Raw genomic sequence first — 19,631 nt, 5'->3', positions numbered from 1 at the left:
TTCGCTCTTTTTGAAGCAGCCCCTCGCGCCTCACGCCAGAAACGCGCGGAACCGGCGCAGCGCGATCACGAAGAAGACGCCGCCGATTACGGCGAGCGCGGCAAGCTGCGGCCACACCGCCTCCAGGCCCGCGCCGCGAAACAGGATCGCCTGCGCCAGCATCACGAAATGCGTGTTGGGCGCCGCCAGCATGATGTCCTGGACGAATTGCGGCATGCTCTCCCGCGGCGTCATGCTGCCCGACAGGGTCTGCAGCGGCAGCAGGATCATGATCAGCAGCAGTCCGAACTGCGGCATCGATCCGGCGACGGTGGCGAGGAAGATGCCCATGCTGGTGGTGGCGAACAGCTGCAGCGCTGCGCCGACCAGGAACAGCGCCAGCGAGCCGTCGATCGTGACCGCCAGCCAGCCCTTGACGACGAAGGCGATCGACAGCGCCGAGGCGATCAGCACCACGGCTCCCATCGACCAGACCTTGCTCACCATGATCTCCAATGGCGTGACCGGCATCACCAGGAGGTGCTCGATCGTGCCGTGCTCGCGCTCGCGGATCAGCGCGGCGCCGGTCAGGATGATCGAGAGCATGGTGATCGAGGTGATGACGTGATCGATGGCGCCGAACCACGACTTCTTCAGCTCCGGGTTGAACCTTGCCCGCAGCGTCAGCTCGATCGGCGCGGCCTGCGCATTGCGCGCACGCGCCAGGAACTCCGCGACTTCAGCGCTGACGATCTGCTCGATATAGCCGCCGCCGTTGAACGCCTGCGAAATGCGCGTCGCATCGATGTTGAGCTGGATCGTGGGCGATTTACGCGCCAGCAGATCGCGCTGGAAATCCGGCGGGATGTCGAGCGCGAAGGTGTCGATGCCGGCGTCCATCCTGCGGTCCATCTCGTATTGCGAGATCAGGCGCGGCGTCGAGAAATAGGGCGGGGTGAACGCCATCCCGATCCTCGTCGAGACCGGCGAATGGTCTTCGTCGACGATGGCGATCGCGGCGTGGTTCAGGGTTTCCGGCAGCGCCTTTGCGCCGGCATAAACCGCCAGCGTGAACGAATAGACGATCAGCACGAGCAGCATGGGGTCGCGCATCAGGCCGCGCAATTCCTTGATGCCGAGTTGAAACACATTGTCGAAGCGCATGGTCAGTGGGCCTGTTTCTTCAGCAGCATCGTGCCGGCGATCACCAGGACGGGGACCATGATGGCGAGCGCCAGGAGATCGTTGTGGAGGGTGTCGAACCCCAGGGCCTTGGAGAACGTGCCGCGCGAGATCGTGACGAAATAGGTGGTGGGATAGAGCCGCCCGATCAGCGCGCCCGCTCCCTGGAGGGATGAAACCGGGTCGATCAGCCCGGAATACTGGATGGCCGGGATCAGCGTGATCAGCACCGTGCCGAACAGGGCCGCGATCTGGCTGTTCATGAAGGCCGAGATCACCATCCCCATGCCGGTCGTGGCCGTGACGTAGAGCAGCGCGGCCAGGGCGTAGGTCGGAAAGCTCCCGGTGAAAGGTACGCGGAAGACGGCGAGGGCAAAGCCGACGAGGAGGAGGAAGTTTCCGAATGCCAGCACGACATAGGGCAGCTGCGTGCCGAGCAGGAATTCCAGCCGCGTCACCGGCGTGACGTAGAAATTGACGATCGATCCGAGCTCCTTCTCGCGCACCACCGCCAGCGCGGCGAGCACCGCCGGAATCATGATCAGCAGCAACGGGATGATGCCCGGCGCCATGGCGACGACGCTGATGACGTCCGGGTTGTAGCGGTAGCGCACCTGGAGCTGGTAGGTGCCGGCGATCGCCGCATCGCCATAGAGCTCGCGGCCCTTCTGCGCGAGCCAGGTCGCGTGGATCGCCTGGGCGTAGGAGCGCAGCGTCTCGGCCCGTGTCGGATTGGCACCGTCGACCCAGGCGCCGATCTCGACATGGCGGCCGCGGCTGACGTCGCGGCCGAAGCCCGGCGGCAGCTCGATGGCGAGACCGATCTCGCCGGCGCGCATGCGGCGGTCGAGATCGGCGTAGTCGGTGATCGGGGATTTCTGGGTGAAGTAGCGCGAGCCCGCGATCTGAAGGCTGTAGTCGCGGCTGATCGTGCTGTCGTCGCGATCGAGCACCGCGAAGGTCAGATTCTCGACGTCCATGCTGATGCCGTAGCCGAGCACGAACAGCAGCAGCACGCTGCCGAGGATCGCGAGCGTGGCGCGGATCGGATCGCGCCGCAGCTCGAGCGTCTCGCGGCGGGAATAGGCCAGCATGCGCGTCGGATTGAACGCGGCGCTGTGCCGACGGACCGCTGTGGGGCTCGCAGATGCGGGCGGCGTCGAGGCGACCGCCGGCTGGCGGGCCGGCTCCGTCGTGTCCGCGATCGCCTCCTCCAGGCAGGCGATGAAGGCCTGCTCCAGCGTGGCGGTGCCGCGCGCGGCCACGATCGCGGCGGGCGTATCCGACGTCAGCACCTTGCCGGCATGCATCAGCGAGATCCGATCGCAGCGCTCGGCCTCGTTCATGAAATGGGTGGAGACGAAGATGGTGACGTTGTCCTTGCGGGAGAGCTCGGCGAGGATCTGCCAGAAGCGGTCGCGGGCGACCGGATCCACGCCGGAGGTCGGCTCGTCGAGGATGAGGATGTCGGGCGCATGGATCATGGCGACCGCCAGCGACAGCCGCTGCCGCAGCCCGAGCGGCAGGGCATCGGGCAGGGCGTCGACGACGTCGGCAAGATCGAACCGGGCGATCATCTCGTCGATGCGCGCGGCGATGGTGCCCGCCGGCAGCTCGAACAGGCGCGCATGCAGATCGAGATTCTGCGTGACCGTGAGCTCGGAATAGAGTGAGAAGCCCTGCGACATATAGCCGATGCGCCGCCGCACCGACATGTCGCCGGCATCGATGGTGTTGCCGAACAGCCGCGCGGTGCCTTCGCTCGCGGGCAGGAGGCCGGTGAGCATCTTCATGGTCGTGGTCTTGCCGCAGCCGTTCGAGCCGAGAAAGCCGAAGATCTCGCCCTTTCTGATGCGGAAGCTGACGTCGTCGACGGCAACGAAACCATCGAACCGCCGGGTCAGGTGGTCGGCTTCGATCGCGATCTCCTCGTGGTCCTCGTCGCGCGGCGGGATGACGACATTGGTATGGTTGCCGCGCTCGGCCTCGGGAAGAAGACGGATGAAGGCGTCATCGAGCGTATCGGCTCCGGTCTGCCGCTTGAGTTCGGCGGGCGTTCCGGTCGCCAGCACGCGGCCGGCGTTCATCGCGATCAGGAAATCAAACTGCGCGGCCTCCTCCATGTAGGCGGTCGAGACGATTACGCTCATGCCGGGCCGGCTGTCGCGGATCGAGGCGATCAATTCCCAGAACTGGCGGCGCGACAGCGGATCGACCCCGGTGGTCGGCTCGTCCAGGATCAGGAGCTCGGGATCGTGAATCAGCGCGCAGCACAGGCCGACCTTCTGCTTCATGCCGCCGGAGAGTTTTGCCGCCGGCCGGTCGGCAAAGGGCGTGAGCCCCGTGTCGCGCAGCAGGCTCGCGATCCGCCTGTTCCGCTCCGCCTTGTCGTGTCCGAACAGGCGGCCGAAGAAGTCGATGTTCTCGAACACCGACAGTGTCGGATACAGATTCTTGCCGAGGCCCTGCGGCATGTAGGCGATGTCGGGGCACACGTTGCGGCGGTGGCGCGCGCTCGCCATATCGCCGCCGAGCACGTCGATACGCCCCTGCTGGATCGCGCGCGCGCCCGCGATCAGGGCGAGCAGGCTCGATTTGCCGACGCCGTCGGGGCCGATCATCCCGACCATGCAGCCGGACGGCAGGTCGAGCGTGATGGACTCGAGCGCCCGGGTCTTGCCGTAGCTCAGGCCCACGCCTTCCAGATGCACCACGCTGCCGACGGCAGCCGGTGCTTCGGCTGCGGCAGTCGTGCTCATCTCGTCAACTTGATCTTGAGGTTGTCGGGCCATTGCGAGGCCGGATCGAGCTGCACATAGGCCATGCCGGGCAGGCCGGTCTTCACATGCTCGATGTGCTGACGCAGCAGGTCGGGCGCGATATGCGACTTGATGCGGAACATCAGCTTTTGGCGTTCCTCCTCGGTCTCGACCGTCTTGGGCGTGAACTGCGCGACGTCGGCAACGAAGGTGGCCTTGGCGGGGATCACGTATTGCGGGATGGCGTCCAGCACGAGGCGGACTTCGGCGCCGATCGCGACGCGGCCGGCCTCGGCCGTCGGCAGGAAGAACGTCATGTAGACGTCGCCGAGATCGACCATGTTGAGGACGCGGCCGCCGGCAGCGAGCACCTCGCCGGGCTGTGACACGCGATACTGCACGCGGCCGTCGCGCGGCGCCTTCAGTACGCTGTCGTTGAGGTCGGCGTTGATGCTTTCGATCGCGGCCTTGGCCGCGTCGACCGCGGCGCCGGCATCGATCACCATGGCGCGGGAGGAGCTGATTGCGGCTTCCGATGCCGCGACCTGGGCATGGGAAGCGGCCAGTGCCGCTTTCGCCGTGGCGTTGGCGGAGCGGTCGTCGTCCAGGACCTGCTGAGACACCGCACTCGTCTTGATCAATTGTTCGGACCGGTCCAGCTTGCGGCTCGTGGTGTCGAGCTGGGCGATGCGCTGGTCGACCACGGCTTCGGCGGCCTTCCGTTCGGCCTCGCGCTGGTTCACCAGGCTCTTCGCGGTCTCGACATTGATCATTGCCCGCTGGAGCTGCGCTTCGGCCTGGCGGCGCTGGGCCTGCAGCTGCTCGGTGTCCATGCGTGCCAGAACCTGGCCCGCGCTGACGAAATCGCCTTCGTTGACCAGGATCTCGCGGATTCGTCCCGGCGTCTTGGTGGCGATGTCGATCTCGACCGCTTCGATGCGGCCATTGCCGCGGGCGAAACCTGGTGGCAGCGCGTCGGCATCACGGTGCTGCCAATAGTAATAACCACCGCCCGCGAGCAGGATGGCGAGCGCGGCGACGACGCGACCCGGTGTAAAGTTCATCTGTGCACAACGCCGTGCGGTGGCGCCCACTGTTGAGATACGAACGCCCGGCCGCTGATCGCGCGGCAAGGACGAGCTCAACATTGCAGCTAATCTTGCACCGCAGCTTGATGCAGATCAGACGGCGGCGCGCGGCGTGCTGCCTCCATTTTGGGCCGCGCGTCGTCATCGCCGCGCGTCCGCCCGGATCGGCCGAGCGGACGCGCGAGACTTGGTGGAGGGATTGCCGTCGGCTCGATCCGGGCCGTCTCACTTCACCAGCGGGCAGCCGCCGTCCTTCAGCGGCCGGAACGCCTGGTCGGCGGGGACTTCGGCGAGCAGCTTGTAATAATCCCACGGCCCCTTCGATTCCTCCGGCTTCTTCACCTGGAACAGGTACATGCTGTGCACCATCCGGCCGTCCTCGCGCAGCACGCCGTTGTCGGTGAAGGCATCCCGCACCGGAAGCTCGCGCATCTTGGCCATCACGGTCTTGGTGTCGCGGGTGCCGGCGGCCTGCACCGCCTTGAGATAGTGCAGCGTGGCGCTGTAGGTCGCGGCCTGGTTCATGGTCGGCATGCGCTTGACCCGCTCCAGGAAGCGCTTGCCGAAAGCGCGGGTCTTGTCGTTGAGGTCCCAATAATAGGCCTCGGTGACGATCAGGCCTTGCGCCAGCTTGAGGCCGAGGCTGTGCACGTCGGAGATGAACATCACGATCGCAGCCAGGTTCTGGCCCCCGGCAACGATCCCGAACTCGCCGGCCTGCTTGATCGCGTTGATGGTGTCGCCGCCGCCGTTCGCGAGGCCGATGATCTTGGCCTTGGAAGCCTGGGCCTGAAGCAGGAACGAGGAGAAGTCCGCCGTGTTGAGGGGATGCTTGACGCTGCCCAGCACCTTGCCGCCGGAGGCCTTCACGACGTCACCGGTGTCGCGCTCGACCGAATGGCCGAACACGTAGTCCGCGGTCAGGAAGAACCAAGTATCGCCGCCGTTCTTGACGATGGCGCTGCCGACGGTGTGTGCGTTGGCATAGGTATCGTAGGTCCAGTGCGCGGTGTAGGGCGAGCAGGACTTTCCGGTGATGTCGGAGCTCGCCGCATCCGTCACGATCATGATCTTCTCGTACTGCTTCGACAGCTCCATCACCGCGAGCGCGGTCGCCGATGTCGGCAGATCGACGATCATGTCGACGCCTTCGGTCTCCCACCATTTGCGGGCGATGGTGGAGGCGACGTCGGGCTTGTTGAGCACGTCGGCACTCAGCATCTCGATCGGCTTGCCGAACATCTGCCCGCCAAAGTCCTCGATCGCCATTTTGGTGGCCTCGACATTCCCCATGCCGCCGATGTCTGAATAGACGGACGAGAAGTCGGAGAGCACGCCGATCTTGAGCGGTGCCTGCTGGGCCGAGGTCGGGGCGATCAAGGCAGCCGACAGCAATCCGGCCGCAGACACGAGTGCCGCGATAGGTCTCATTGGATACGTTTCCTCTATACGGGGCTATTCTGCCCCTTTGTCCGACAAAGCTAAAGCCAGGTTCCGGCAGAGTCAATTTCTTGCACCAGAGGCTTAAATGCGAGAGTTTGACGCATTCTCCGGTCAGGCTTAAGGTTTGTCGGACAATCGCCAATGGAGTTTGATTTGCCTGTCGCTCCGCTGTTTCGTCCGATCGATGTCGCGCCCGCCTATCAGAGGGTTGCTGACGCCATCGAGCGCGAGATCGTCAATGGCCGCATCAAGCCGGGCGATCCCATCGGCACCGAGCACGACCTGGTCCGCCAATTCGGCGTCAATCGCTCGACCATTCGCGAGGGCATCCGCGTGCTGGAGGAAGGCGGGCTGATCAGGCGCGATTCCTCGCGCCGCCTGCACGCCTGCCTGCCGCGCTACAGCAAGCTCGCGAGCCGTCTCAGCCGCGCGCTGGTCCTGCACGAGGTCACCTTCCGTGAACTCTACGAGGCCTCGATGACGCTGGAAGTCGCCAGCATCGAGGGCGCGGTGGAACGGGCGACGGAGGAGAACATCGCCGAGCTCGCCGGCAATCTCGCGCGTAGCGAGGCTATAGTCGGCGACGCCGCGATGCTTGCCGAATGCGATGCCGAATTCCATGTTCTGGTCGCCAAGGCCTCGCAGAACCGCGTGCTCCAGCTCGCGCGGGAGCCGGCAGCGCAGTTGTTCTATCCGACCACTGAGATGATCGTGACAGGTGTCGCCGAAGGTGGCCCGCGTCTCGTCGCGGCGCACCGCCATCTCATCGATGCGATCCGCCGCCGCGACCGCGAAGCCGGCGTGCTGTGGACGCGCCGACACCTGCAGGACTGGCGACGCGGCTTCGAGAAAATCGCGTCGCTCGATCGCTCGGTCGAGCACATGTACATGGAGCACGCGCAGGCGGCCCGCCGCAGATAGCGCCTTTGGAATTCGTGCAGCACAACAAACAAAGACATCACACGGAGGAACACATGACCGGCGACACCGCAGCCACCATCTCGAAAGCGCGCGAGCATTCGATCGGCGATCTCTTGCGCCGCTCGGCGGGCCGCGAGCCGAACAAGCTCGCGGTAAGCTGCGGCGGTGTGAGCTGGACCTTTGCCGCAATGGACGCGATCTGCAACCGGCTCGGCCGCGGCCTGCTCGGGCTCGGCGTCAGGAAGGGCGACCGTGTCGCCGTGCTGTCGCGCAATTCGCACGCCTTCGCCGCGCTGCGCTTCTCGGTGGCGCGGATCGGAGCCGTGCTGGTGCCGATCAACTTCATGCTCAATCCGGACGAGATCAATTTCATCCTGAAGAGCTCCGGCGCGAAACTGCTCTCGACCGGACCGGACTTCGTCGAGCAGGCACGCGCGGCCAGCGCCAAGGATTGCGCGGTCGAGAAGATGGTCTGGCTGCCGGGCGAGGATGCGGCCACGGCGCCTGCGGGCCTCACCACCTTCGACGATCTCCTCGACGCCGACGGCTCGTTCCTGGACGCATCGGTCGACAGCCGCGATCTCGCGCAGATCGTCTACACAAGCGGCACGGAATCTCTGCCCAAGGGCGCGATGCTGACCCACGAGGCCGTGATGTGGCAGTATGTCAGCTGCATCATCGACGGCGGCATGAGCGCGGACGACAAGTTCCTGCACGCCCTGCCGCTCTATCATTGCGCCCAGCTCGACGTCTTCCTGGGTCCGCAGATCTATCTCGGCGCCTCAGGCGTCATCACCGGCAAGCCGACCGCCGACAACATCCTGGCCCTGATCCAGGCCCACAAGATCACGTCCTTCTTCGCGCCGCCGACGATCTGGATCGCGATGCTGCGCTCGCCGAATTTCGACAAGACGGATCTGTCGACGCTTCAAAAAGGCTACTACGGCGCCTCGATCATGCCGGTGGAGGTGCTGCTGGAGCTCCAGCGCCGCCTGCCCAACGTCAAGTTCTGGAATTTCTACGGCCAGACCGAGATCGCGCCGCTCGCAACCGTGCTGCGACCGGAGGATCAGCTGCGCAAGGCCGGCTCGGCCGGCAAGCCCGTGCTCAATGTCGAGACGCGCGTGGTCAACACGGCGATGGAGGATGTCAAGGTGGGCGAGGTCGGCGAGATCGTGCACCGCTCGCCGCATCTGCTGTCCGGCTACTACAACGATCCCGTCAAGACCGCGGCCGCGTTCTCCGGCGGCTGGTTTCACTCGGGCGATCTCGCCACGGTCGACGACGAGGGCCACATCACCGTGGTCGATCGCGTCAAGGACATGATCAAGACCGGTGGCGAGAACGTCGCGAGCCGCGAGGTCGAGGAGATGGTCTACCGCATCCCCGCCGTCTCCGAGGTCGCCGTGGTCGGCCTGCCCGATCCGCGCTGGATCGAGGCGGTGACCGCGATCGTCGTGGTCAAGGGCGGGGAGACGCTGGACGAGGACGCCGTCATCAAGCACTGCGCCGGCCAGATGGCGCATTTCAAGGTGCCCAAGCGCGTCATCTTTGTCGATAGCCTGCCGAAGAATCCGAGCGGCAAGTTGTTGAAGCGCGAGCTGCGCCAGCGCTTCGTCGGCGGTGAGACGCTCGACAAGGCGATCCAGAAGAATTTCGGGACCTGAGACGGAGCGATCGTCATGAGAGCCTGGCAGTCGCGCGCGATTGGTCGATAGAGGGGATGGATCTGGTTGAGCTGCCGGACCCGCGCTCGGCGGCACGCGGCCGGGCGTCCTGCAGGAGGTCATGGTGCTCGGGTTCAGCTTCGATGCCGTGCCGGAGCGATGCGCCTGATGCAGCACGGCGGCCATTTCGGCAAGATCGTGGTCGAGTTCGCCTAGTTTGTCTCGCCGGCCAGCTTCCTGACGTCGTCCGGCGTCTGCCCGAAGCGGCGGCGAAACGCGCGGTGGAAATAGGATACGTCGTGAAATCCCGCCAGATGCGCGATCTCGATGATCTTGCGCGTGCGCATGGCGGGATTTCGCAGCAACCGCTCGGCCCGCAGCAGCCGCTGCTCCAGCACGAAACCGCTATAGGTGGTGCCGGCGCGCTCGAACAGCAATTGGATGGTGCGCGGGCTGATCCGGTGCGCGGCGGCAAGATCGGACAGCGACAAGGCGGGGCTGTCCAGCTGCGCCAGGATGTCGGACTTCAGGGCTTCGAGACGCGCCGCGGCAAGGCCGCGCGTCCGCGCCTCCTCGGCGGCATCGCCGCGGGCTCCGATCATCAACACAGAAAGATCGAACAGGTGCTGCGAAACCGCGTCGAGCTCCGAGGCTCCGAGCCCGGCAGCATGCGCATGTGCGAGGTCGTAATATCGAAGGAACATCGATGCGATCGGCTTGAGGCCGTCGATCGGTCGTGCAATCAGGTCCTCGGCATTCGGGCAGGCGCGCAGCAGCGCCTTGCGGGGCAACAACGCGGTCTGGAAGTTGCCGTACGCGGTCTGAGTGACGCGGGCTCCCTTGATCGACGGATCTCCGATGGTGAGGTCGCCGGCGGCAACGTTCAGCGCGCGACTTCCCATGGCCCCGCTCAGGGCCGAATTCGGTGACATGACGATGACCAATTCGTCGTTCGTGCCCATCGACACGAAGCTCATCGGCGTGCCGAACGAGGCGGACAGTCTGATGCGCGGAAGAATGGCGGGAGTGATTGTCCGGTGCACCGGGCCGTCTCCGATGGGAACGAAATCGGTTCCCATCACCTGCCGGCAGAACTGCTCGCGCCAGCCCTCATAGGCCGGCCCCGTGGGATCGCCGTTGAATGAGAGCTGAGGCGGGGTCATCGGTCGGCCGTAAACGTTGGTGGGCGATCTGTATCCTGATCGGGTCACCGAGGTGCGGCAACGAGAAAAGCGCCAAATTGCGTGAAAAACCACTCGCAATCGCGCGTTGAACCAGTGACCAGGTGCCGCAGTAGGATACTCCGCGCCGCGGAAGCTCAATACTCCTTCACCGCCGCCGCGAAGGCCAGCCACAGCGCGATCGACGCGAGCCCAAAGCCGCCGAGCAGCAGGAAGGTCGGACCGTAGCCGATCCATTGCGCGATCCAGCCGCCAAGTGCGGGACTGAGACTCGCGCCGATGCCCTGCACCGTGATCACGGCGCCCTGGCCGAGATTGATGCGGCCGGTGCCGTTGAGCGAGCGCGCGACCATGCCCGGGACGGCGACAGTCTGCAGCCCGGTGCCGATGCCGTCGAGCACCTGCATCGGCACGACGCCCCACCATCCCGTGACGAAGAAGGCGAGCACGCCGCGGATCGGCAGGAACATGAAGGACACCAGGATCACCGGCCAGTAGTTGCGCTTGCTCGCGGCCTTCATCGCGATCAGCGACGTCACGATCATCACGCCTTGCGCGATCACCACGGTAGTCGCGACGAAGCTCGGGCCGTTGGCCTGCCCTTCGGCCACCGCGGCTAGTCCGTAGAGCGGGACGATGGCGGCGTTGCCGAGATGGAAGAGGGCGAGGGCGAGAGCCAGCACGAGCAGCGCCCGGTGCTTGAGCAGTATCGTCATCGCATCCGGCGGAGCTTTGGAGTCGTCCTCCTTGCTGCCGCGCGCGGCGCGGTCGTCGATTGCCTTTGCGGGGATCATCAGGACGCAGGCGATGGCGATGGCACCGAACACGGCCGCCAGCGCGAACACGGCGACATAGCCGAACTTGTAGCCGAGATAGCCCGACAATGCGGCGCCGACCATGTTGCCCGCATGGTTGTAGGCCTGGTTGCGGCCATTGAGCGCATTGAAGCCCTTCTGCTTGGCGATGCCGAGCGTGATGCCCGTTACCGCCGGCACGATCGCGGCGCTCGCCAGCGATTGCGCGACCTGCGAGAACGTCACCGCCCAGAAGTTCTGCGAGATCAGGATGATCCCGGACGCGAGAACGACGCAGATGCCGGGAATGACGACCCAGAGCCGCTTGTTGCGGCTGGCGTCGATGAAGCCCCCGATCGGCGTCGTGATCAGCATGCCCGCGACGTTGCCGATGGTCATGGCGGTGCCGATCAGCCCGCTGGCCCAGCCGCGCTCCTGCAGAAATACCCCGACGAACGGCCCGATGCCCGACTGCATGTCGGCCATGAAGAAGTTGAGCGCGAACAAGGGCCAGATACGGGAAGAGGTGGGAGACCGCGATGCCATCGATACTCGAACATGCTCTTCGTGTGTCGTGATCCCCTTGGCCCATCGTGCCGGCGTGGACCTGAACGTAACGGGCGCTCACCGCGTTGGTTCCAGCCACTGCTGCCGGCCATCGATCTTGCCGGGAGCTTGTCCGCAATGTCATCCTGGATCTTCCCACGGAGCCCGAGCCATGCCTCTCTGGACCTGCGAAACCTGCGGTGCTCAATTTCCCTCACGCGGATCGCCGCCCGACTCCTGCCCGATTTGCGAGGACGAGCGACAGTTCGTGAACTGGAAAGGGCAGACCTTTCTCGCGCGCGAGGAGCTCGCGCGAAGGCATCGACTGGTGGGCCGGGACGATCTTGGCCTCACCGGGATCGGGATGGAGCCAAGCTTTGCCATCGGGCAGCGCGCACTTTTGGTGCCCCAAGACGACGGCTGCGTGATGTGGGATTGCATTCCGCTTGCGACCGACGAGGCCATCCAATATGTCGCGGCACTCGGCGGGCTGAAGGCCATCGCGATCTCGCATCCGCACTACTACGGCGCGGTCGCGGACTGGAGCGACACGTTCGGCGGCGTGCCGGTGTACCTGCACGCCGATGACAGCGCCTTCGTCACACGGCCTCATCCGGCGATCGTGCACTGGACCGGCGAGCGCCATCGCATCACCGATGACGTGCTGCTGCTGCGCACCGGCGGCCACTTCGCCGGCGCCACCATGCTGCATTATGGGCGTGGTGCGGACGGCAAGGGCGCGTTGCTCACCGGGGACATCGCGCAGGTGACGATGGACCGCCGCTTCGTCAGCTTCATGTATTCCTATCCGAATTACATGCCGCTGGGCGCCGCCGCAGTGCGGCGGATCGCGGCAGCTGTCGAGCCGCTCGCCTTCGACCGGATCTACGGAGCCTGGTGGGGCCGCAACATCGCCAGCGGCGCCAAGGCTGCGTTCGCGGCGTCGGTCGCGCGCTATCTGTCGGCCATCGCCTGAGCCGATGTGCGGACCGGATTTATCTTGCCGGTCCGCAATAACTGTACTAAAGGTACATTATAGTGGCCTTGCCGCAAAACGACGTATCTGCGGGTTCGGCATGATCGATGCATCGCTGAAGCCGTGGGGTTTTGCGGCCTCCGTGAGCGGGAGCTGAATGCATGACGGCGCAGCGTGACTACGAGATCTTCGAGGCCGGCGACGTCCTGCTCCGGTCCGGGACCGTCCTTCCCGCCATGAAGCTCGCCTTCAAGACCTACGGCACGCTGAGTCCGGCCCGCGACAACGTCATCCTCTATCCGACCTCGTTCGGTGCGCAGCACACCGATACGGAATGGCTGATCGGGCCCGACGGCGTGCTCGACGCCACGCGCTACTTCGTCATCATCCCGAACCTGTTCGGTAACGGCCTGTCGTCCTCGCCGTCGAACATGTCCGTTCCGTTTCCCGAGGTGACCTATCACGATGCCGTCGCGATCCAGTACCGGCTGCTCACCGAACGCTTCGGCATCTCCAAGCTTGCGCTGGTCTATGGCTGGTCGATGGGCGGTATGCAGGCCTATCACTGGGCGGCGCTGCACCCCGACATGGTCGAGCGCGCGGCGGTCGTCTGCGGCAGCGCCCGCTGCGCGCCCTACAACTACGTCTTCCTGGAAAGCGTGAAGGCCGCGCTCACTGCCGATCCTGCCTTCCGCGACGGCCGTTTCGCCGAAAGACCCGTCGCCGGCTATCGCGCCATGGGGCGCGTCTATGCCGGCTGGGCGATGTCGCACGGCTTCTATCGCGACGAGCTCTGGCGCGAAGCCGGTTTCACCTCGCTGGAGGATTATCTCGTCCGCGCCTGGGACGTGACGTTTGCGCGGCGAGACGCCAACGACCTCCTGGCGCAGATCGGGATCTGGCAGAATGGCGACGTCAGCCGCTGCCCGACATTCGCGGGCGATTTCGATCGGGCGCTGGCGGCGATCAAGGCGCACATGCTGCTGATGCCGGGCGCGACCGATCGCTATTTCGACGTCCGCGACAACGAGGACGAACTCGGCCGGCTCGTCAACGCGAAATCGGCCGTGCTGCATCCGATCCCATCGCTGCATGGCCATCGCGCCGGCAACCCCGTCAACAATCCGCGCGACCAGGCCTTCATCAAGGCCGAGATCGCCGCGCTTCTCAGCAAGTAGGGCAGGCACCCGATCATGAGCGACGCAACCGTTTCAGAACCCGGTCATCGCCTGAAGCCGCTGACCCCGGCCATGCTGCGCGAATTGTCGGTTCGCTCCAATGTCAGGGGAGCGGCGCAGAGCCTTGGCCATTACGGCGTGATCCTGCTGGTGGGCGCGTTGATCTGGAAGGTTTCGTCGACGTGGGGCGTGCTCTGGGCGCTGCCGCTGATGGTGGTGCAGGGCTATCTCGTCGCCTTCCTGTTCATGGCGGTGCACGAAACCGCGCACAAGACCGCGTTCAGGAGCCGCAGCCTCAATCTCACGGTGGGCTACCTCTCGGCCTTCATCATCGGACTGCCTTACGAATATTACTGCCTGTTTCACTGGGACCATCATCGCTACACGCAGGATCCAGAAAGGGATCCCGAGTTGATCGTCGGGGTGAAGCCGGCATCCGACACGCAGCTTGCGCTCGCCTATAGCGGCCTGCTCCAGGTCGCCGGCCGGCTGCGGCTGATGCTCGGCCATGCGCTCACCGGCAAGGTCACCGTGCCCTGGATTCCCGAGAGCAAGCGCGCCGTCATCGTGACGGAGGCGCGGATCCATGTGGCACTCTATGCGCTGCTGCTCGCGCTCTCACTCTGGTTTTCCTCGGCGCTGCTGCTCTGGGTCTGGATCGTGCCGCTGATCATCGGGCAGTTCTTCCTGCGGCCCTACCTCTACGCCGAGCATACCGGCTGTGACCACACCCGCAGCGCCTTCCACAACACCCGCACCACCTACACCGGCGCGGTCGTCAAATGGTTCGCGTGGAACATGCCCTACCATGTCGAGCACCACGCCTATCCCTCGATCCCCTTTCACGCGCTGCCGAAGCTGAACGAGATCGTCGACGGCGAGATCGTGCATCGCGGCCGCGGCTACATCAGAACGACGCGGGAGACCTGGGCCTGGTTTCGCCGGCAGCGGCAGGCCGGCTAGTCGCGCGCGTCTCTCACATGCGTTTGCCGGCTTCCGATAAGAAGCTTCATTGCACGTTCATCACGCGCGCTTGTCTGACGCGTCATTTCAATACCGTTTCGCCGCGCCGGCGCGAATGATTCGAAATACTCTATTGAAATCAATTGTTTGGACGGCCTCTGAAACGTGGCTAATAAGTACTTCCCGATAGGGAAAGTTTTAGCCGTCTTGTATTCACAACCGAGCGAGGCCGCCGCTCTAGCGTTAAGCAATCAACGGGAGATTGATGATGAGCGCGACGAGAGGCCGTCTTCTTGTGGTCGACGACGACCTGGTGCAGCGGGTTTTGATCAGCAAGATCGGCTCGAAGCTCGGATATGATTCCGTCGTTGTCCCGTCGTACGAGGCTGCAACCGAGCTTCTGACGCGCGAGGCCTTCGACGTCATGGCGCTGGACCTGTCGCTCGGCGAGCGGGACGGGGTGGAGCTGTTGCGCTTCGTCGCTGAGCGAAACCTCCGCGCGATGGCGATCGTGATCATCAGCGGCTGCGATGATCGCATCATGAAGGCAACGCGCCGGGTCGCCACCGGGCTGAAGCTGCATCTCGGCGGCTGCCTGACCAAGCCGCTCGATCTCAACCGCCTGCGCTGCGCGCTCGAAATGCCGCAGGGCTCGCCGCTGATCGCGACGGCTGCCGCGCTGCCGCCCCGGATCACGCCGGACAGAATTGCGCGTGGTCTCGCCGATCACGAGTTCTTCGTCGAGTTTCAGCCGAAGATCGCACTGCGGACCGAGCGAGTCGTCGGCGCAGAGGCACTCGCACGCTGGCGTACCGCCGAGTTCGGCATGGTCTCGCCCATGGTTTTCATTCCGATCGCCGAGGAGGCTGGCCTCATGCGCGAGGTGACCGACTGCATCCTTTCCTCCGCGCTGTCGCAGGGCCGCAAGCTGATCGAGCGCAATCCCGGTTTCACCATCGCCGTCAACATCTCGGGCTCGCTGATGTCGGACCTGACCCTGCCCGACCGGATCGAGGAGATCCTGCGCCGTGAGAACGTGCCGCCGTCGTCGCTGACGGTGGAAATCACGGAGACCACGGCAATGGCGGACGTCGATCGCGCCAACGACATTCTGGTGCGTCTGCGGCTCAAGAACATCGGGACGGCGATCGACGACTTCGGCACCGGCTATTCGTCGCTCGCGGCCCTGGCGCGGCTACCGTTCAGCGAGCTGAAGATCGATCAGTCCTTCATCAAGGGCTGCGAAGCCGACGACGACATGATGAAGATCGTCGATGCTTCCGTCGCGCTGGCGAAGGCATTCAACATGAAGGTCGTGGCGGAGGGTGTCGAGAGCTCGCAAGCACTCGAAATCATCCGCCGGATCGGCTGCGACGTTGCCCAGGGCTTCTATTTCGCGCCCTCGCTGCGGCGTTCGCGCGCTGAGCGGTGGATATCGCAGCGCAATTCTCTCGCGGACGAAAAGGCCGCGGCCTCGGCGGCTTTGGCGAGTTGAGACGACGAACCCCGGTCGCACTGCGACCGGGGTCGCGCCAGCCGACGGCTGTATCAGTAGATCCCGTAGGCGCAGACATTCACGACGCGCACGCGCAGGCCATGACGGGTGCGGACGAGGCGCTCCTGGTAGCAGTTGCTGACGCCCGTGTTGAGGTAGATACCGCCAACGCCCCAGCCGGGACCCCAGTGGTGATGACCGTGATGGTGATGGAAGCCGCCCGCCGAGGCCGCGGTGGGCGCGAGGGCGGCAAAACCGAGCGAGCCGGCAGCGATCAGACCGAGAGCAAGCTTACGAAACATCTTCATTCTCCATTTGGCGCAGGGGCCATTGTTGTGTCCCTGCATCTCGGTCGAGATGAGATGCGATCGCGTTCACACGGGATGCGGAGAATCGTGTTTCAGGATTGTTTCGTGGGCTGCGACAAAGTGTGCTGCCGTCAGGCTTTTCGCACCGCGCGATAGCGCACAGCCATCGCCTGCGTCATCTCCGCCATCTTGTCGCGGAGATCGGCAGGCTCCAGCACTTCGGCCTCGGGGCCGAGCCGCAGCAGTTCGGCCGCGGCGTGCCACGACGTCTTGCCGACCGGGACTCGTGCAATGCGCCAGCCATCGGCATCTATGGTCTCTTCAAGCTGCGTGCGTGCCTTGACATAGGGCTGGCTCAGCGCGTCGAGCAGTTTGACGCCGAACGGCGACAGCCGCACCATCGCGACATTGGGATGCATCTCGGCTTCGAGGCGCAGCGTCGCGGCCTGCCAATAGGCGGCGAGATCGAAGCCGGCGGGCCTGTCGAAGCGGTCGTCGAGCGCCGTGCAATCCAGCACGCGCGCGACGCGATAGGTGCGCACGCTGCCGTCGACCTGGCCGGCGAGATACCAGCTGCCGCCCTTCAGCACGAGGCCGAGCGGCGCGACGCGGCGTTGCTTCTCCGCGCGCCAGCTCTGGTAGCGGATCTTGATCAGCGTCCCGCGCAGCACCGCGCCGGCGATGGCGCGCAGGTGCTTTGGGTCTTCCGCCTCGCCGAACCAGCCCGGCGCGTCCAGATGAAAACGCTCCTGCATCCGGCCGGCGTCTTCGCGCAGAGTCTCGGGCAGGGCAGCCATCAGCTTGTTCTGCGCGGCGATCATCGCGGCGTCGAGCCCGAGCGCGGCGGCCGGGCCGGGCAATCCCGCCAGGAACAGCGCGCCCGCCTCGCTCTGCGACAGGCCGTTCAGCCGCACGCGATAGCCGTCGAGCAGGCGATAGCCGCCCTCGGCGCCGCGGTCGGCGTAAACGGGAACGCCGGACGCCGCGAGCGCGTCGATGTCGCGATAAATCGTTCGCACCGAGACTTCGCAGGCCTCCGCGAGCTCGGGCGCGGTGATCCGTCCCCTGGCCTGGAGGGTGGTGAGGATCGACAGCATCCGGCTCGCGCGCATGATCCCCTTAAACCATACCTGACAGAAGATGTCAGGTATGGTCCGCTACAAGCAGCCCAGCGCCAGCCGGCCAGAGGGAGACTGCCATGACCGATCCGAACCGCATCACGCTGTATTATTCGCCGCAGACGCGCGCCACCGGCACGCGGGTGCTGCTGGAGGAGCTGGGCGCTCCTTACGATCTCCACGTTCTCAACATGAAGGCCGGCGAGCAGCGCATGCCCGCCTATCTCGCCATCAACCCGCTCGGCAAGGTGCCGGCGATCCGTCACGGCGAAGCGCTGGTGACGGAGCAGGTCGCCATCACCATCTATCTCGCCGACCTGTTTCCGCAGGCCGGCCTCACGCCCGCCCTGAACGATCCGCTGCGCGGCCCCTATCTGCGCTGGATCGCATATTACGGATCGTCGTTCGAGCCGGCCCTGATCGACAAGTTCATGCAGCGCGAGCCGGCGCCGATCACGCAATCGCCCTATGCCGATTACGACACCATGCTGGGTGCGCTCGAGGCGAGGCTGTCGAAGGGCCCGTATCTGCTCGGCGAGCACATGACAGCCGCCGACGTGTTGTGGGGCGTCGCGTTCAGCTGGACCATGATGTTCGGCATCGTGCCGAAGAAGGACGTGTTCGTCCGTTATGCCGAACGCATGACGGCGCGGCCGGCGTTCCAGCGTATCACGGCAGCCGACGCCGAGATGGCGGCGCAGCATGCGGCTGCGGTTGGGGGATGAGCGGCTCCCCGGGAGCCCGGATCGGCGCTTCGCTTGTCCGGGACCACGGATGAGTGTGAAGCACCTGCCTGTGATTCCTGGCAGGTCCCTCAGAACCGTGGTGCCCGCTTCTCGGCAAACGCCTTGATGCCTTCCTTGATCTCGTCGCCGCGCATGCTGTCGCGGTGGCGTTGGTCGGCGGCGGCTTCATCGAACTCGCCGTGGGCGAACTCGTTGATGGCGCGTTTCATGCCGCGCATCGCCTGCGGGGCGTTGCCGGCGAGGACGCCAGCGAGCTTGTCGACTTCCTCGTCGAGGGATTCCACCGGCACCATCGCGGTGAGATAGCCGATGCGCAGCATCTCCGGCGCGCCGATCTTCTGTGCGGTCAGAAACAGTTTCTTCGCATTGTCCACGCCGAGACGCGTCACGTAGCGTTTGATGCCGCTCGGGTAATAATGCAGCCCAAGTCGCGCCGCCGGCATGAACATTTCCGCGGTATCGACGCCGATCCGGAAATCGCAGGCGAGCGCGAGGTCGGTCGCGCCGCCATAGACGCCGCCGTTGAGCCGGCAGATGGTCGGTACGCCCAAATCCTCCAGCCGGTTGACGACCACCTCGAAAGCCGAGCCCGCGCTCTGCTGCTCGCTCGCGCTGACCGCGCGCTCCGCCACCGAGTTGAGATCGTAGCCGGCGGAGAAGGCACGCCCGGTGCCGGTCAGCACCAGCACGCGAATATCGGGATCGGCCTCGATCCGGTCGAACAGCCTCGTCAGCTCGCCGAGATCCTCCGCCTGGAGCCGGTTGAGATGTTTCGGTCGATTGAGGCGGATGGTGGCGCGTGCGCCGGTGATTTCGAGCAGGGGGCCGGTGGCGGCCTCGGCTGTGTCCGACATTCTTGTCTCCATTGTCGGCGCCAAAGTGCCCGCCTGGGCGGAGGCCGTCAACGACGGGCGCAGGCAGTTTCATTGGCGCGGTTGCACCGAGCGCGCTCGTCCGTGCCGCCATCGCTCGCGGAGTGCCTACTTGAAATGTGGCGGCTCGTCGTAGCCGCGGCGGCTGCTGAAGAACAGCAGCACCATCAGCCCGACGCCGACGATGACGGAAAACCCCGCGCCCAGCGCCAGCGCCACATAGCCTTCCGTCGGGATCGGCTCACCTTCGACCGCCATTGCGGAATAGGCGAAGTAGCCCGCCGCCAGCATGGCCAGAAGGAGGATGATCAGGAGTGCACGCATGCCGCATTCTCCGGTTGCAGCCGGAAAACCAACAATTGCGAATGGGCGGGGTTCCAGGCGGCCGGCTGACGAGCGGCGCAGCGGCGGGCGG

General features: G+C 65.3%; 17 protein-coding genes. 7 read left to right on the top strand and 10 right to left on the bottom strand.

The features are described from left to right. Nucleotides 1-30: 30 nt before the first annotated feature. From AC1RQP_RS12240 to AC1RQP_RS12225, 4 genes are all read right to left on the bottom strand, one after another. A complete protein-coding gene (locus tag AC1RQP_RS12240; RefSeq protein ID WP_239627457.1) occupies nucleotides 31-1,143 on the bottom strand; it encodes an ABC transporter permease in 1,113 nt (370 codons plus the stop codon). 2 nt (nucleotides 1,144-1,145) lie between these two features. Next, nucleotides 1,146-3,920, bottom strand: a complete 2,775-nt coding sequence (gene rbbA, locus AC1RQP_RS12235) for a ribosome-associated ATPase/putative transporter RbbA (protein WP_492937080.1) — start codon at nucleotides 3,918-3,920, stop codon at nucleotides 1,146-1,148. Further along, a complete protein-coding gene (locus AC1RQP_RS12230; RefSeq protein ID WP_492937079.1) occupies nucleotides 3,917-4,984 on the bottom strand; it encodes an HlyD family secretion protein in 1,068 nt (355 codons plus the stop codon). The genes rbbA and AC1RQP_RS12230 overlap by 4 nt, the downstream gene beginning before the upstream one ends. A 249-nt stretch (nucleotides 4,985-5,233) precedes the next feature. After that, nucleotides 5,234-6,439: an ABC transporter substrate-binding protein gene (locus AC1RQP_RS12225; RefSeq protein WP_492937078.1), complete on the bottom strand. Its 1,206-nt coding sequence runs from the start codon at nucleotides 6,437-6,439 to the stop codon at nucleotides 5,234-5,236. Between the two features lie 165 nt (nucleotides 6,440-6,604). On the opposite strand from AC1RQP_RS12225, the gene AC1RQP_RS12220 reads away from it, so the two are divergent. Together AC1RQP_RS12220 and AC1RQP_RS12215 are read left to right on the top strand one after the other, a co-directional pair. Further along, entirely contained in the window at nucleotides 6,605-7,372 is a 768-nt protein-coding gene (locus tag AC1RQP_RS12220) for a FadR/GntR family transcriptional regulator (protein WP_492937077.1), read from the top strand. Nucleotides 7,373-7,425: 53 nt separating this feature from the next. Beyond that, on the top strand, nucleotides 7,426-9,039 hold the full coding sequence (locus tag AC1RQP_RS12215) for an acyl-CoA synthetase (protein ID WP_492937076.1): 1,614 nt from the start codon (nucleotides 7,426-7,428) through the stop codon (nucleotides 9,037-9,039). A gap of 212 nt (nucleotides 9,040-9,251) precedes the next feature. Here the strand turns inward: AC1RQP_RS12215 and AC1RQP_RS12210 are convergent, their stop codons facing one another. Next, the gene (locus tag AC1RQP_RS12210; protein WP_492937075.1) at nucleotides 9,252-10,202 is read right to left on the bottom strand and encodes a helix-turn-helix transcriptional regulator; all 951 of its coding nucleotides are present in this window, start codon (nucleotides 10,200-10,202) and stop codon (nucleotides 9,252-9,254) included. Nucleotides 10,203-10,357: 155 nt separating this feature from the next. Beyond that, nucleotides 10,358-11,560, bottom strand: a complete 1,203-nt coding sequence (locus AC1RQP_RS12205; protein WP_239627446.1) for an MFS transporter — start codon at nucleotides 11,558-11,560, stop codon at nucleotides 10,358-10,360. Nucleotides 11,561-11,732: 172 nt separating this feature from the next. Between AC1RQP_RS12205 and AC1RQP_RS12200 the strand changes: the two genes are divergently transcribed. From AC1RQP_RS12200 to AC1RQP_RS12185, 4 genes are all read left to right on the top strand, one after another. Beyond that, nucleotides 11,733-12,536: an MBL fold metallo-hydrolase gene (locus AC1RQP_RS12200; protein ID WP_492937074.1), complete on the top strand. Its 804-nt coding sequence runs from the start codon at nucleotides 11,733-11,735 to the stop codon at nucleotides 12,534-12,536. 161 nt (nucleotides 12,537-12,697) lie between these two features. Beyond that, nucleotides 12,698-13,714, top strand: coding sequence for an alpha/beta fold hydrolase (locus AC1RQP_RS12195; RefSeq protein WP_492937073.1), 1,017 nt, complete (start codon nucleotides 12,698-12,700; stop codon nucleotides 13,712-13,714). A 15-nt stretch (nucleotides 13,715-13,729) separates the two neighbouring features. Beyond that, complete coding sequence (locus tag AC1RQP_RS12190) at nucleotides 13,730-14,677, top strand: fatty acid desaturase (RefSeq protein ID WP_239627441.1); 948 nt, start codon at nucleotides 13,730-13,732, stop codon at nucleotides 14,675-14,677. A gap of 268 nt (nucleotides 14,678-14,945) precedes the next feature. Then, complete coding sequence (locus tag AC1RQP_RS12185; RefSeq protein ID WP_492937072.1) at nucleotides 14,946-16,172, top strand: EAL domain-containing protein; 1,227 nt, start codon at nucleotides 14,946-14,948, stop codon at nucleotides 16,170-16,172. 53 nt (nucleotides 16,173-16,225) lie between these two features. Here AC1RQP_RS12185 and AC1RQP_RS12180 read toward each other — a convergent pair whose 3' ends face one another. Together AC1RQP_RS12180 and AC1RQP_RS12175 are read right to left on the bottom strand one after the other, a co-directional pair. Next, the gene (locus AC1RQP_RS12180) at nucleotides 16,226-16,474 is read right to left on the bottom strand and encodes a hypothetical protein (RefSeq protein WP_061881237.1); all 249 of its coding nucleotides are present in this window, start codon (nucleotides 16,472-16,474) and stop codon (nucleotides 16,226-16,228) included. 137 nt (nucleotides 16,475-16,611) lie between these two features. Then, entirely contained in the window at nucleotides 16,612-17,592 is a 981-nt protein-coding gene (locus tag AC1RQP_RS12175) for a helix-turn-helix transcriptional regulator (RefSeq protein ID WP_492937071.1), read from the bottom strand. Nucleotides 17,593-17,678: 86 nt separating this feature from the next. Here AC1RQP_RS12175 and AC1RQP_RS12170 point away from each other — a divergent pair, with 86 nt between their 5' ends. Then, the gene (locus AC1RQP_RS12170) at nucleotides 17,679-18,323 is read left to right on the top strand and encodes a glutathione S-transferase family protein (RefSeq protein WP_492937070.1); all 645 of its coding nucleotides are present in this window, start codon (nucleotides 17,679-17,681) and stop codon (nucleotides 18,321-18,323) included. A gap of 89 nt (nucleotides 18,324-18,412) precedes the next feature. Here the strand turns inward: AC1RQP_RS12170 and AC1RQP_RS12165 are convergent, their stop codons facing one another. Further along, complete coding sequence (locus AC1RQP_RS12165; RefSeq protein WP_492937069.1) at nucleotides 18,413-19,198, bottom strand: enoyl-CoA hydratase/isomerase family protein; 786 nt, start codon at nucleotides 19,196-19,198, stop codon at nucleotides 18,413-18,415. 126 nt (nucleotides 19,199-19,324) lie between these two features. Continuing rightward, nucleotides 19,325-19,540 carry a hypothetical protein gene (locus AC1RQP_RS12160; protein WP_239627433.1) on the bottom strand — a complete coding sequence of 72 codons (216 nt, stop codon included), beginning with the start codon at nucleotides 19,538-19,540 and terminating at the stop codon, nucleotides 19,325-19,327. Between the last annotated feature and the right edge of the window lie 91 nt (nucleotides 19,541-19,631).

The sequence above is a fragment of the Bradyrhizobium sp. GW821-FHT13H06 genome, from assembly GCF_058803975.1.
Note: the sequence above shows the minus strand (reverse complement) of the source record. Positions and strands in the feature narration are given on the sequence as shown.

Excerpts from the sequence above, each read along its gene's own strand:
- AC1RQP_RS12240 (WP_239627457.1), bottom strand. The coding sequence starts at position 1,143 with ATGCGCTTCGACAATGTGTTTCAACTCGGCATCAAGGAATTGCGCGGC.
- rbbA (WP_492937080.1), bottom strand. The coding sequence starts at position 3,920 with ATGAGCACGACTGCCGCAGCCGAAGCACCGGCTGCCGTCGGCAGCGTG.
- AC1RQP_RS12230 (WP_492937079.1), bottom strand. The coding sequence starts at position 4,984 with ATGAACTTTACACCGGGTCGCGTCGTCGCCGCGCTCGCCATCCTGCTC.
- AC1RQP_RS12225 (WP_492937078.1), bottom strand. The coding sequence starts at position 6,439 with ATGAGACCTATCGCGGCACTCGTGTCTGCGGCCGGATTGCTGTCGGCT.
- AC1RQP_RS12215 (WP_492937076.1), top strand. The coding sequence starts at position 7,426 with ATGACCGGCGACACCGCAGCCACCATCTCGAAAGCGCGCGAGCATTCG.
- AC1RQP_RS12210 (WP_492937075.1), bottom strand. The coding sequence starts at position 10,202 with ATGACCCCGCCTCAGCTCTCATTCAACGGCGATCCCACGGGGCCGGCC.
- AC1RQP_RS12205 (WP_239627446.1), bottom strand. The coding sequence starts at position 11,560 with ATGGCATCGCGGTCTCCCACCTCTTCCCGTATCTGGCCCTTGTTCGCG.
- AC1RQP_RS12200 (WP_492937074.1), top strand. The coding sequence starts at position 11,733 with ATGCCTCTCTGGACCTGCGAAACCTGCGGTGCTCAATTTCCCTCACGC.
- AC1RQP_RS12195 (WP_492937073.1), top strand. The coding sequence starts at position 12,698 with ATGACGGCGCAGCGTGACTACGAGATCTTCGAGGCCGGCGACGTCCTG.
- AC1RQP_RS12190 (WP_239627441.1), top strand. The coding sequence starts at position 13,730 with ATGAGCGACGCAACCGTTTCAGAACCCGGTCATCGCCTGAAGCCGCTG.
- AC1RQP_RS12185 (WP_492937072.1), top strand. The coding sequence starts at position 14,946 with ATGAGCGCGACGAGAGGCCGTCTTCTTGTGGTCGACGACGACCTGGTG.
- AC1RQP_RS12180 (WP_061881237.1), bottom strand. The coding sequence starts at position 16,474 with ATGTTTCGTAAGCTTGCTCTCGGTCTGATCGCTGCCGGCTCGCTCGGT.
- AC1RQP_RS12175 (WP_492937071.1), bottom strand. The coding sequence starts at position 17,592 with ATGCGCGCGAGCCGGATGCTGTCGATCCTCACCACCCTCCAGGCCAGG.
- AC1RQP_RS12170 (WP_492937070.1), top strand. The coding sequence starts at position 17,679 with ATGACCGATCCGAACCGCATCACGCTGTATTATTCGCCGCAGACGCGC.
- AC1RQP_RS12165 (WP_492937069.1), bottom strand. The coding sequence starts at position 19,198 with ATGTCGGACACAGCCGAGGCCGCCACCGGCCCCCTGCTCGAAATCACC.
- AC1RQP_RS12160 (WP_239627433.1), bottom strand. The coding sequence starts at position 19,540 with ATGCGTGCACTCCTGATCATCCTCCTTCTGGCCATGCTGGCGGCGGGC.